The following is a 13,658-nucleotide window of genomic DNA, read 5'->3' as shown; positions in this document are numbered from 1 at the left end:
CTTCCCACACCTCCTCCGATGATCAGTCGGAAGACATGACGCCTGTTTAAGGGCGCCAGGTCCAGATACAAGGAGCGGCTTCAGCCGCGACAGGCCTTCCCGGTAACGCCCTGTCGCGGCTGAGGCCGCTCCCACACGATCGCTTCGACGCCTGCGCTACAGCGCGCTGCCGCCGAACTTCTGCGTGTATTGCAGGTACACGCTGCGGCCCACGGTGTCGAACCAGGACACGTCGTAGTACGGGTACGCCGTGTAGGTGCGGTCGTGCGGCGGCATCTTGTCGAACAGGTTGGCCACCGTCAGCGACAGCTGCGCGCGGTCGGTGAAGCGATACTGCAGCGAGGCGTTGTAGCGATAGGTCGCCCCGATCCATGGGCTGTCGCCGCTGGCCGGGTCGTAGACCTGGTCGTAGGAATCCGAGGTGGGCAGCCGGCCCAGGCGTTCGCCATGCACCGTCGCGGTCCAGGCGTTGCGCTCCCACGACACGCTGGCGCTGGCCTTGGTGCGCGGGATGTCGTAGCCGCTGTTGACCGCGAACTCATCCACCATCGCTTCGCCGGCGTACACCTGGATGTCGTGGCGGCGCACCCAGGTGTAGTTGCCGCTCAGGCGAAAGGTGCCGATGCCGGTGTCGAGGCGGTACTGCGCGCTCAGGTCGATGCCGTTGGTGCGCTCACGGGCGATGTTGATCGGATTGACGTAGACCCCGTACAGGCGGCCGTCGGCGCTGCGGGTGACCCGTGCCAGCGCCTGCTGGCAGGTGGTGGAGGTGGCCTGCAGCACGCCGAGGCGGCAGTCGGCCTCGTCGCGCAGCACCTGGTCCACGCGCAGGTCCTGCACCTGGTCGCGCATGTCGATGTTGAAGTAGTCCACCGACAGGTCCAGGTCCGCCAGCGGCGACCACACCAGGCCGGCGGTCCACGAGGTGCTGTTCTCCGGATCCAGCGCGCGGTTGCCGCTGCGGCCGCGGATCACCGCTTCCTCGTTGTAGCTGCAGTCCTGGATCGCCACGCCCGGTTCCTCGCTGGCGCAGCGGTAGTAATCGACCCCGGTGGTCTCGTCGTTGCCCGGGCCGGCATACACGTAGTGCAGATCCGGCGCGCGGAACGCGGTGCCGTAGGAGGCGCGTACCAGCAGCGTGTCCACCGGCCGCCACTCCAGCCCGCCGCTGTAGGTGAATTTGCCCAGCGCGCGCCCGGCGAAGCGGTACTGGTCGTAGCGCCCGGCCAGGCTCAGCGACACCGTCGACAGCACCGGCAGGCGCAGCTCGCTGGCCAGCGCCCAGCGGTTGCGGCTGCCGTGGCCATCGGAGTCCTTCCAGCTGTAGTAGTAGTACTGCGTGGCCAGCGGATCCGGGCGCAGGTTGTAGGCCTGGTTGCCGAACTCGGCGGTCGCGGCGATGCCGGCATCGCCGCCGGGCAGCGAGAACAGCGCGGTGTTGGTGGCGGTGAAGGCGAGGGTGTCGGTGCGCGAGCGCGGCTGGTACACCGTGCGCTGGGCGATGCGGTCGTACTCGGCGCGGCTCAGCGGCGTGTACAGGCGCTGCGGGTCGGCGTTGAAGATCGGCAGCCCCGAGTCCTCGTCCACGCCCAGCTGCGGGCCGAGGAACAGCGCGTTGGCGCGCGCGGCGACGATCTGCGGCCAGCTGATCGTGGCCTGGTACTGCGAGTGGCTGAGGCTGGCCTCGTAGTCCCAGTCCGCGCCCAGGTGGCCCTTGAAGCCGGTGGTGACGCTGAAGGTCTTCTGCCGGGTGCGGATGGTGCCGGCGTTGAGGCCACCCATCTCCTCCGGACTGAATTGCCGGCCCCAGGCTTCCACCTGGTCGGTGGCCTGGTTGTAGAAATAACCCTGCTCGTTGCCGTCCGGGGCCATGTAGCCCCACTGCGTCACGTCGCGGAACAGCGACAGCTCGTGGTAGCCCAACTGCACGTCGGCGAACCATTCGCTGCCGTTGTCGAAGGCGTAGCGCAGCGAGGCGTAGCCGTTGAGGCCGCGGCGCTTGTTGGTGATGGTGCCGTAGCCGATCGAGGCGCTGCTGCCGCAGAACGCGCCGTAGCCCGGACGCGTGGCGTAGCCGGTGCTGTCGCCGTTGAGGCCGGACACTGACGCGCAGGTGTCCTCGCCCGGGTCGAGATAGTTGTCGTCGTAGTCGGTGCGCAGGAAGGTGCGCCGCGGCACCTGCGAACGCGCGGTGGGGCCGTCCAGGGTGCTGTCCTGGCGGCTGCGCTGATAGGCCCACAGCGGCGTCTGCGACACCAGCTCGGCGCCAAACACCGCATCGAACTTGCCGCGCGACCAGCCGCTGCTGAGGCTGAGGTTGAAGCTCTCGCCGCCGCCGCGGGTGGTGTCGCCGAAGCGGTAGTCCAGCGTGGTGCCGTCGGCGTGCTTCTTGAGGATGAAGTTGACCACGCCGGAGATCGCGTCCGAGCCGTAGATCGCCGAAGCGCTGCCGGTCAAGATCTCGATGCGGTCGATCATGCCCAGCGGGATGTTGGAGATGTCGGTGAAGTTGCTGCGGCCCTTGAACGGCATCGGGAAATCGGCGATGCGGCGGCCGTTGACCAGCACCAGGGTGTGGTTGGGGCCGAGCCCGCGCAGGTCCACCTGCTGCGCGCCGGGCGAGAAGTCCGCGCCGCTGGCCGACTGCGGGCTCTGCGTCTCGCCGCCGTTCTGGGTCATCGCGCGCAGCACGTCCGGCACCGAGGTGAAGCCATTGGCCTTGATCTGCTCGGCGCTGATCACGCTGATCGGCGCGGGGCCTTCCACCTGCGTGCGCGGGATGCGCGAGCCGGTGACGCGCAGCGTGTCCAGTTGCGCCACCGGCGCGTCGGCTGCCGCGGCCGGCGGCGGCGCGGCGGCACGGGCTGGCTGCACGCGGGCCGGGGCCGGCTCCTGGCGCCGCACCAGCCAGGCGCCGGAGGCATCGCGCTGGGCGACGAAGCCGCTGCCGCGCAGCACCTGCTGCAGCGCCTGCGCCGTGTCCAACTCACCATGCGCGCCGCCGCTGCGGGCCTGGCCCAGTTGGTCGGCGCGGTAGATCAGTTGCGCGCCGGATTGCCGCGCCAAGGTGTCCAGCGCCGCACGCAGCGGGCCGGCGGGGACGTCCACCGCGCCGGCGGCGGCCACGGCAGCGGGTTGCGCCTGCGCCGCACAGGCGCTCGCACAGGCCATGCTCAGCAGCAGGGCGCGCATCGGATACCGCATCGAGTTTTCTCCCCAAACGGGCGCGGAGCGCGCCTCCGTAGCTCCAGGACGAACGAGACCGGCAAATCCCCCCGCCACCGCGCCTCCCCGACGCGGAACGGCTCACCGGCTGTGCAACAGCACCGTGTCGCCGCGGCGCTCGGCGCGGATCGGGAACCCCTGTTCGAGCAGGCGCACGAAGGCGTCGACGTTGGACCAGCGCACGTTGCCGCCGACCCGCAGCGCCGCGGCGCCGGCGTCGGCGACCTGCAGCTTGACGGTGTTGTAGCGGTTGAACTCGGCCACCGCCGCCTGCAGCGGGGTGTCGTCGAAACTCAGGTAGCCGCTGCGCCAGTCCAGCACGCGCTCGGCCTCGGCCAGCGCCACCTGGCGCACCAGTACCCCGTGCGGACCGGCCTGGGCGATGCTGCCGGCGTGCAGCAGCAGCGGCGGCGCCTGCGGCGCGCTCGCCGATTCCAGCCGCACCGTGCCTTCGGTGACCACCACGCGCAGCGCATCGGCTTCGCGGCGCACCGCGAAGCGCGTGCCCACCGCCACCACCCGGCGCACGCCGCTGGCGACCACGAACGGCCGGTCCGGGTCCTTGCTCACCGCGAAGAACGCTTCGCCGCGCTGCAGGTCGATGTGCCGCTGCGCGTGCGACAACGCCACCGCGATCCGGCTGTCGCTGCTCAGCGTCGCCTGCGAACCATCGGCCAGGGCCACCGGGCGCAGCTGGCCGGTCACGCTGGCGTAGGCGGTCGGTACCGGCTCGCGCGCATGGCGCCAGCCCAGGCCCAGCACCGCGGCACCGATCAGCGCCGCCGCCAGCGCGGCCGGCCAGCGCCGGCGTGGCCGCGCGTGTGGACGTGGGGCGAAGCGCAGGTCGCGCAGATCCGGCGCGGCCGTGGCGGCCGGCACCGTCGTGCTGCGGCCACCCAGGCCCTGCCAGCGGCCGCGTTCGGGCACCTGTCCATCGCGTTGGCCTGCGCCCAGCGCCTGCAGGCGCCCGCTCTCCTGCCAGGCGGCCTGCAGGCGCAGGAACGCCACCCGGTGCGCGGTGGCCGCGGCCAGCCACGCGTCCAGGCGCGCCTGCCGTGCGTCGGACCAGTCGCCGCGGTCGCGCCGCGCCAGCCAGGCCGCCGCACGCGCCTCAATCCACCTGCTGTCCATCGCGTACCCGCGCCTGCATCGGCTTCGCCGGCGCAGCCGCGCCCTCGTCGCCATGGAAATGATCGGCCAGCAGGCGCATGCCCCGGGCCACGTGCTTCTCCACGCTCTTCTCGCTGATGCCCAGGCGCACGGCCACCTCCTTCTGCGGCAGTTCCTCGACCCGCCGCAGCCAGACCACGCTGCGGCAGCGGTCCGGCAACCGGTCGAAGGCGGCCGCCAGCCGGCCCAGCACCTGGCGTCCGCCGCACCAGCGTTCCGGCGACAGCTCGTCTATGAGGACGTGCATCGACTCCAGATCCCCCACCGCCTCGATCGACACCACCCGGTTGCGGCGCAGCCGGTCGGTCATCAGGTGCCGCGCGGTGGCGAACAGGAACGACTTGGGCAGGCTCGGCCGGGCCTTGCCGGCGGCCTCGTAGACGCGCACGTAGATCTCCTGGCGCAGGTCGTGCCACTCCTCGCGATGCGGCCAGCAGCGCCGCAGGTAGCCGCTGAGCGCCTGCTCGTGGACCAGGATTTCTTGGACGAACCAATCGTCGAGGGAAGCGGGCATGGATCCCACATTAGCCGATCGCCGGCGCGTGCGGGCAAGTGCCGCGCGTCGAACATGGGAGGGTGGCGCGGCGGGGGGAAACCGTGCCGCCGTTCGTCCCCTCTCAGCAACGAGCCGCACGCTCGCCTGCCCGCCCGTTTCCCGAGGAGATCCGCATGACCCGTTCCGTCGGCATGTTCCGGCCCTGGATGTCGCTGCTGCTGGGCCTGTGCCTGGCCACGCCCGCCGTCGCGCGCGATTACCGCCAGTACCTGGTCGGCGATCCCGCCGCGCCCACGCCCGGCCCGGTGTCGCCCGGCCTGCTGCTGATGGGCGGCGGCGACCGCAACTACGACGCGCTGCGCTGGTTCATGGCCAAGGCCGGACATGGCCACGTAGTGGTGCTGCGCGCCTCGCAGGCGGGCGAGGTGGGCGAGGAGTTCTATCGCAAGGTCGGCGGCGTGGCCTCGGTGGAGACGTTCGTGTTCAGCGGCCGCGGCGCCTCCAGCGATCCGGCGCTGCTGCGCGCGCTGGCGCGGGCCGACGGCATCTTCATCGCCGGCGGCGACCAGTCGCGCTACGTGCGCTACTGGAAGAACACCCCGGTGGCCGACGCCCTGGACGCGCACGTGCGCGCCGGCAAGCCGCTGGGCGGCACCAGTGCCGGCCTGGCGATGCTCGGCGAGTACCTGTACGGCTCAATGGACGGCGGCAGCATCACCAGCCCGGCGGCGCTGGCCGATCCGCTGGGGCCGGCGGTCACCATCGAGACCGACTTCCTGCACCTGGACCTGCTCAAGCGGGTCATCACCGACACCCACTTCCGCGAGCGCGACCGCCTCGGCCGCCTGTTCGCATTCCGCGCCAAGGCCGCCACGCTGGCGCCCAAGGACGCGCCGCTGATCGGCCTGGGCGTGGACGAGAGCGCCGCGCTGGCGGTGGAAGGCGACGGCACTGCCCGCGTCTACGCCACCGATCCGCAGGCCGTCGCCACCGTGGTCGCCGGGCCGCTGCAACCGCCGACCCCGGCCGGGCAGCCGCTGCAGGCGGCACGCATCGAGACCGTCGGCGTCGGCCCCGGCTCCACGCTGCACCTGCCCGACGGCCGCGTCGAGGCGCCGGTGTTCCACCGCTACTACGCCGTGCAGGACGGACGCATGCGCGAGATCCCGGCGACCACCCTGGTGATTCATGGCGGTGCCGGCGTCGAGCGCGCCAGCAGCAGCGCCGCCGACCTGGCCGAGGCGCGCGCGACGATGGAAAAGGCGTTGCGCACCGGGCAGGCGCTGCTGGCGCAGGGCAAGTCGGCGACCGATGCAGTCGCCGCGGCGATTGCCGTGCTGGAGGATTCGCCGCAGTTCAACGCCGGCAAGGGCGCGGTGTTCACCCACGACGGCCGCAACGAACTGGACGCGGCGATCATGGACGGCCGCACCGGCAAGGCCGGCGCGGTGGCCGGCGTGCACCGGGTCAAGAACCCGATCGCACTGGCACGCGCGGTGATGGACCAGTCCGAACACGTGATGCTGGTCGGCGACGGCGCCGAGATCTTCGCGCGCCAGCACGGCATCGCCCTGGTCGATCCGTCCTACTTCCGTACCGAGAAGCGCTGGCAACAACTGCAGCAGGCGCTGAAGGAAGAGGCCAACAAGCAGGCGCACGCCGACCTGGAGACGGCCAAGCACTTCGGCACGGTCGGTGCGCTGGCGCTGGACCTGCAGGGCAACCTGGCCGCCGGTACCTCCACCGGGGGCATGACCAACAAGCGCTACGGCCGCGTCGGCGACTCGCCGATCATCGGCGCCGGCACCTACGCCGACAGCCGCTGCGCGGTGTCCGGCACCGGCTGGGGCGAGTTCTACATCCGCGCGGTGGCCGCCTACGACATCTGCGCGCGGGTGAAGTACGCCGGGCAGAGCCTGGCCCAGGCCGCCGATGCGGTGATCGACAGGCAGATCCCCAAGGCCGGCGGCGACGGCGGCGCGATCGCGCTGGGCGCCGACGGCAGCGTGGCCTTCCCGTTCAATACCGAGGGCATGTACCGCGGCTGGATCGGCGCCGACGGCGTGCCGCACGTGGCCATCTTCAAGGACGAGGCGTTGCCGCTGCCCGGCGGGCAGTGAGCGCCGCGCGCCGGCCCCGCGACGCAGTGCCGGCCGCTTCCCCTGTGACCGCGCCGGCACCAATGCCGGCCGGCGCGCTGTGCCGCGTTGCGGCGCTGGACGTGCGGCGACACGCTGGGCGGCGCCCGGCGATCTGTACGCCGGCTGGCTGCCGTACCGGGCCGAGCCAATGGCACATGCCGCTGCCCGGTAAACCCGGTAACGTGGGCGGCTGTCTTGGCCCCAAGGTCCTCCCAGGAGTTCCACCTCATGTCGCGTAACGTCGTTCTGGCCGCCGCCATCAGCCTGGCGCTGGCCGCCTGTTCCGGTAAGGAGTCCACCCCCGTGCCCGCCGCCCCCGCTGCTCCGGCCGCCGCGCAGCCCGCCGCCGCCGCCAACCCGCTGCTGACCCCGAGCACGCTGCCGTTCCAGGCGCCGCCGTTCGACAAGATCAAGGACAGCGACTACCTGCCGGCCTTCGAAGAAGGCATGAAGCAGCACCTGGCCGAGATCCGCAAGATCGCCGACAACCCGGAACCGGCCACCTTCGCCAACACCCTGGAAGCGATGGAGCGCAGCGGCGAGACCCTGACCCGCGTGTCGCGCATCTTCTTCGGCCTGGTCCAGGCCGACACCAACGATGCCCGCCAGAAGATCCAGGAAGAGATCGCGCCCAAGCTGGCCGCGCACCAGGACGAGATCAGCCTGGATCCCAAGCTGTTCGCGCGCATCAAGAGCCTGTACGACCAGCGCGACACGCTGACCCTGGACCCGGAGCAGAAGCGCCTGGTCGAGTACGAATACCAGGAGTTCGTGCGCGCCGGCGCGCAACTGTCCGACGCCGACAAGGCCACTCTGCGCAAGCTCAACGTCGAAGAGACCACCCTGGCCACGCAGTTCCACACCAAGCTGGTCGCGGCCACCGCCGCCGGTGCGGTGGTGGTTGACGACAAGGCCAAGCTCGACGGCATGTCCGATGGCGACATCGCCTCGGCCGCGCAGGACGCCACCGCGCGCAAGCTCGACGGCAAGTACCTGCTGGCCCTGCAGAACACCACCCAGCAGCCGGTGCTGGCTTCGCTGAAGGACCGCGACCTGCGCCAGCAGGTGATGGCCGCCTCGCAGTCGCGCGCCGAGAAGGGCGATGCCAACGACACCCGCCAGACCGTGCAGCGCCTGGCGCAGCTGCGCGCGCAGAAGGCCAAGCTGCTCGGCTTCGACAGCTACGCCGCCTACAGCCTCAGCGACCAGATGGCCAAGACCCCGGACGCGGCGCTGAAACTGCTCACCGACACCGTGCCCGCCGCCACCGCCAAGGCGCGCAGCGAGGTCGCGGAGATGCAGAAGGTGATCGACGCGCAGAAGGGCGGCTTCAAGCTCACCGCCGCCGACTGGGACTTCTACGCCGAGCAGGTGCGCAAGGCCAAGTACGACCTCGACGAAGCGCAGATCAAGCCGTACTTCGAACTGGACAACGTGCTGCAGAACGGCGTCTTCTACGCCGCCAACCAGTTGTACGGCCTCACCTTCAAGGAACGCACCGACATCCCCACCTACCACGACGGGATGAAGGTCTATGAAGTGTTCGACAAGGACGGCAAGTCGCTGGCGCTGTTCTACACCGACTACTTCAAGCGCGACAGCAAGTCCGGCGGCGCCTGGATGGACGAGTTCGTCGGCCAGAACGGCCTGACCGGCACCAAGCCGGTGGTCTACAACGTCTGCAACTTCACCAAGCCCGCCCCGGGCCAGCCGGCGCTGCTGAGCTTCGACGACGTCACCACCATGTTCCACGAGTTCGGCCATGCGTTGCACGGCATGTTCTCCAACGTGAAGTACCCGACCCTGGCCGGCACCGCCACCTCGCGCGACTTCGTCGAGTTCCCCTCGCAGTTCAACGAGCACTGGGCGTCGGATCCGAAGGTGTTCGCGCACTACGCCAAGCACTACCAGACCGGCGAAGCGATGCCGGCCGACCTGGTGGAGAAGATCAAGAAGTCGCGCACCTTCAACCAGGGCTACGCCACCACCGAGTACCTGTCGGCGGCGCTGCTCGACCTGTCCTGGCACACCCTGCCGGCCGACGCGCCGCTGCAGGACGTGGACAAGTACGAAGCCGACTCGCTGAAGAAGTACAAGGTGGACCTGGCCGAAGTGCCGCCGCGCTACCGGACCACCTATTTCGACCACATCTGGGGCGGCGGCTACTCGGCCGGCTACTACGCCTACTTCTGGGCGGAAGTGCTCGACGACGACGCGTTCCAGTGGTTCAAGGAAAACGGCGGCCTGTCGCGCAAGAACGGCGACATCTTCCGCGCCAAGATCCTCTCGCGCGGCAATACCGTCGACCTGGCCACCCTGTACCGCGACTTCCGCGGCAAGGACCCCAGCGTCGAGCCGCTGCTGGAAAACCGCGGTTTGAAGAACTGATCGGCGCTTCGCCGATCGGGTGTGTCGAGAGCGGGATGGCCTTGTGGCCATCCCGTTTTTCGTTGGGGGAATGTGCGGTTGCTAATGCAGCCGTTCGCTTCCCGCAGGCAGCGCGACCGGCTCCAGCGTATAGACCGCACACGCCTCACGCACGCCGTTAGGCGTCGCTGCGCGCAGTGGCTGGCAGGCGATCTTCAGCAGCAGCGCTCGCATTAGCGCCGGCCGGCGTGCTCGAGCTCGATTTCTGAGCTGCCTACGCGGCAGTGAACGCTAACGTGGCTTTCCATCCTCGCCAGCATAAGGTTTCCTCGGCAACAGGACGCCTCCTCTGCTCGCTGGAGTTGTTGCTGGTAGGCAGATGCGATCACTGCTTTAAGCTTGTCCACGACGTGCAAAGCAGCGCCGAGTAGTCGAAGGACGACCGCTTGGCGCCCAGTCGTCAGGTGAGGATCTCACAAGCGAAGAAATCCAACGCCTGTCTCAAAATTTGCAATAAAGCCCGGTAAGATTGGCGCCGCCGAGGAGCTGCACTTTGCGGCTGCGGGCCTCACAACCCAATCGATGCTCAAGGACGAAGCTATGCCGAACCCCCACGTTCGTGCCGCCCGCCGTTTCGGCGGTGCCTGCCTGCTGCTGCTCGCCGGCGCGCTAGCGACCTTCCCCAGTGTGGCGGTCACCCCGAAGCGGCAATATGGGCCGCCGTATGTCGGGGATTCCAGCAATGGTTCGCAATCGTTTGCCACCGTGAACGAGGCGGTGCAGTTCGTCATCGATGGCGCCATGCGGGTGTGCCAATCCAATGGCTGCGAAAAACCGCCCGTCTTTACCGTGTCCTACAGCGATGGCTTCGCGGCCGCGAGCGTGTATTCCAACGGGCATTGGTGGGGCGATGTCTACGCCAACGACAAGATTGTGGGCGAAGGCCAGCCGGTCAAGAACACGGGCAGTTGTAACACCGGATGCACCGGGGGGCTTGGCCAGGCCGGCGACAACACCGGCCCGCATGGCAGCAGCGGCAACGCCGCGCTGAAGCAAGGCGGGGTGCATCGGGGAACCGCCTTCGAAGGCGATCCGATCAACACGTCCACGGGCAACATGTTCCGCCAGGACACCGACTACGACTCGCCGACCTGGCTGACCCTGCGCCGGTTCTACAACAGCAAGACCTTCGTGACCGCGGTGACGCTGGGGAAGCAGTGGCGCCACTCCTTCGAGCGTCGACTGGATCTGATGCTGTCGGGTGTCGCCAATGGCGGCAGCTTTATCGATGTCCAACGGCCTGACGGTGTGGTGGAACGGTTTCGTCCCAGCAACGGCGCGTGGGCGCCGGATCCGGACATCGCCGATACCTTGACCGAGCGGCGCGACAGCGCCGGCGTGTTGCTGGGCTACTCCCTGGCGGTGGCGGCGACCCAGCAGACCGAGCTCTACGACACCGCCGGCCTGCTGCGCTCGGTGTTCGATCGCATGGGCCAGACGGTGTTGACCTTGCAATACAGCGACCTGCCGCCGGTCGCTGGCAGCAAGCCGCCGCCGAACCTGCTGCAGCGGGTCACCGATGCCGGTGGCCGCTCGCTGAGCTTCGCCTACGACAGCAACAACCGCCTGAGCACCGTCACATTGCCCGACGGTGGCACATTGACCTACGGCTACGACAGCATCGGCAACCTGACCTCGGTGCAGTATCCGGACGGCAAGACGCGCCAATACGTCTACAACGAGGCCTCGCTTACCTCCAACAAGAGTCAGCCGACGGCATTGACCGGCGTCGTCGACGAGAAGGGCGTGCGCTTCGAAACCACACGCTATGCCAGCAGTGGCGATGCGATTGCGTCGAGCTTCGCCGGCAACGTCGATGCCATCTCGGTCGAGTATTCGGCCTCCACCTCCAACTGGGCCACCCCGGCCGCAGTCACCTCGTCGCTGGGATTCAGGACCTTTCTGACATACACCGACACCGGCTACGGCTCGCTCAAGCCGACCGGTGCCAGCGTGCCGTGCGGTCAACAATGCAATCAGCCCTGGAAGGCGCTGACCTACGACGACAACGGGTATCCGGCGTCGAGGACCGACTTCAAGGGCACGGTCACCAAGACCACCCACACGGCCGGTGGCCTGCTGACCCAGCAGATCGATGCGTCGGGGACTGCGCAGCAGCGCACGACGAACACCACCTGGAACACCAGCCTGCGCGTGCCGCTGACGCGCACGGTGCTCGATGCGACCGGCGCCACGACCGCCAAGACGATGTGGGCCTACAACGCCCGCGGCCAGCAGACAGCACGTTGCGAGATTGATCCGGCCGTATCTGCCGCCATGAGCTACAACTGCGGTAGCACTGCCAACGCGCCGCCCGGCGTGCGCCAGTGGCTGACCAGCTACTGCGACGCCGTGGACGGCACGCAGTGTCCGCAGGTCGGCCTGGTGCTGAGCCAGGACGGCCCGCGCACGGACGTGGCAGATACCATCACCTACCGCTACTACCTGACCGCCGACGAATCCGGCTGCAGCAACGTCGGCGGCGCCTGCCATCGCGCTGGGGATCTGTATCAGGTCATTGATGCCCTTGGGCGAGCCACCACCTATGTGGCCTACGACCGCAATGGGCGCCCGACGCGCACCCAGGATGCCAACGGCCTGATCCGGGACCTGACCTACACGCCACGCGGCTGGGCGGCCTCGAGCACCTTGCGCGCGAACGCGGATGGCACACCGTCCGACCAGGACCAGACTACGGTCGTGGCGTACGATGAGGTAGGGAATGTCAAAAAGGTGACCGACCCCGACGGCACGTTCGTCACCTACGGTTACGACGCCGCGCATCGCTTGACCGACGTGACCGATGGTGCAGGCAACACCATCCACTACACGCTGGATCCGTCGGGCAACCGAGCCAAGGAAGACACCAAGGACGCGTCGGGCACACTCACGCACACGCTGTCGCGTCTCTACAACCGAATTGGCCAGTTGGCGACGCAGGCCACGGCCGAAGCCGATCCGACCGACTTCAGCTACGACGACAACGGCAACGTGCAGTTGGTCACCGACGCGCTCAAGCACAAGACCCAGGCCGACTACGATCCGCTCAACCGGGTCAAGCAGACCACGCAAGACGTGGGCGGCATCGCCGCCAAGACCCAGTTCGACTACGACGCGCTGGACCGCATCGCGAAGGTCACCGATCCCAAGGGCCTAGCCACGGTCTACCAATACAACGGCCTGGGCGACCTGTTGAAGCTGACCAGCCCCGACACCGGCGTGACCAGCTATACCTACAACAATGCCGGCGACATGGTCACGCAGACCGATGCGCGCGGGACCAAGACCAGCTATCTCTACGATGCGCTGGGGCGCCTGACCAAGACCAACTATGCCGACAAGGCGCTGATCGCCACCTACACCTATGATGCCAGCGAGAACGTGTGCGCGGCCGGGGAAACCTTCGCGCTGGGCCGCTTGAGCAGGCTGCAGGACGGCAGCGGCACGACCCAGTATTGCTATGACCGGTTCGGGCGCGTGGTGCGCAAGGTGCAGACCACCAACGGCAATGCGTTCGCGCTGCGCTACGCCTACACCAAGGGTGGCCGCCTCAGCCAGGTGACCTATCCGGACGGCGCCGTTGTCGACTACGTGCGCAACGCCCTGGGACAGCCCACGGAGGTGGGCGTCACGCCCGCCGGCGGCGTGCGTCAAAAACTGCTGAGCGGCGCGACTTACTACCCGTTCGGCCCCAGCGCTGGCTGGACTTATGGCAACGGCCGTCCGTTGCAGCGCGTGCTGGACAAGAACTACCGCCCGCTGGCGATCCAGGACGGCCGCAAGGATGGCCTGAACATCGGCTTTGGCTTCGATGCGGCGGGCAACCTCACTGCGCTGACCGCGCCGGGCAACACCGCACCCGTGGTGAAGTTGGGCTATGACAACCTGAATCGGCTGACCGCCTTCAAGGATGGCCCGACCGGCACGCTGATCGATGGCTACAGTTACGACGCCACCGGCAATCGCCTCAGCGCCCAGGTCAACGGCGCCAGCCAGACCTACACCTATCCAACCGACAGCCACCGCCTGGCGAGCGTGGCTGGCGCAGCGCGCAGCTACGATGCCGCGGGCAACACCACGGCCATCGATGGCACGGCCCGCACGTTCGCCTACGACGCGACGGGGCGCATGAGCCAAGCCACGCGCAATGGCACGTTGGCGATGGAGTATCGCTACAACGAGCGGGGCGAGCAGGTGCG

The 13,658-nt window shown here is 68.8% G+C and carries 6 protein-coding genes and 1 pseudogene; 4 read left to right on the top strand and 3 right to left on the bottom strand.

The window, feature by feature from the left end; all coding sequences use genetic code 11:
* Positions 1–156: 156 nt before the first annotated feature.
* The 3 genes from GGR64_RS20625 to GGR64_RS20615 form a co-directional block, all read right to left on the bottom strand.
* Positions 157–3,192: a TonB-dependent receptor gene (locus GGR64_RS20625; RefSeq protein ID WP_260303532.1), complete on the bottom strand. Its 3,036-nt coding sequence runs from the start codon at positions 3,190–3,192 to the stop codon at positions 157–159.
* A 114-nt stretch (positions 3,193–3,306) separates the two neighbouring features.
* Positions 3,307–4,356 carry a FecR domain-containing protein gene (locus GGR64_RS20620; protein ID WP_184648156.1) on the bottom strand — a complete coding sequence of 350 codons (1,050 nt, stop codon included), beginning with the start codon at positions 4,354–4,356 and terminating at the stop codon, positions 3,307–3,309.
* The gene (locus GGR64_RS20615; protein ID WP_184648154.1) at positions 4,337–4,909 is read right to left on the bottom strand and encodes a sigma-70 family RNA polymerase sigma factor; all 573 of its coding nucleotides are present in this window, start codon (positions 4,907–4,909) and stop codon (positions 4,337–4,339) included. The genes GGR64_RS20620 and GGR64_RS20615 overlap by 20 nt, the downstream gene beginning before the upstream one ends.
* Positions 4,910–5,064: 155 nt before the next feature.
* On the opposite strand from GGR64_RS20615, the pseudogene GGR64_RS20980 reads away from it, so the two are divergent.
* The 4 genes and pseudogenes from GGR64_RS20980 to GGR64_RS20600 form a co-directional block, all read left to right on the top strand.
* Positions 5,065–5,832 (top strand): annotated as a pseudogene (locus GGR64_RS20980) (cyanophycinase); the annotation flags it as partial.
* Positions 5,833–6,045: 213 nt separating this feature from the next.
* Positions 6,046–7,011, top strand: a complete 966-nt coding sequence (locus GGR64_RS20975) for an isoaspartyl peptidase/L-asparaginase (protein WP_260303533.1) — start codon at positions 6,046–6,048, stop codon at positions 7,009–7,011.
* 249 nt (positions 7,012–7,260) lie between these two features.
* The gene (dcp, locus tag GGR64_RS20605; RefSeq protein WP_184648151.1) at positions 7,261–9,420 is read left to right on the top strand and encodes a peptidyl-dipeptidase Dcp; all 2,160 of its coding nucleotides are present in this window, start codon (positions 7,261–7,263) and stop codon (positions 9,418–9,420) included.
* A 561-nt stretch (positions 9,421–9,981) separates the two neighbouring features.
* On the top strand, positions 9,982–13,658 hold a 3,677-nt coding region (locus GGR64_RS20600), incomplete at its 3' end, for a DUF6531 domain-containing protein (RefSeq protein WP_260303531.1).

The organism is Xanthomonas sp. 3307, assembly GCF_014199735.1.
GTDB classification, from domain to species: Bacteria; Pseudomonadota; Gammaproteobacteria; order Xanthomonadales; family Xanthomonadaceae; genus Xanthomonas_A; species Xanthomonas_A rydalmerensis.
This window is presented reverse-complemented; position numbering and strand designations above follow the sequence as displayed.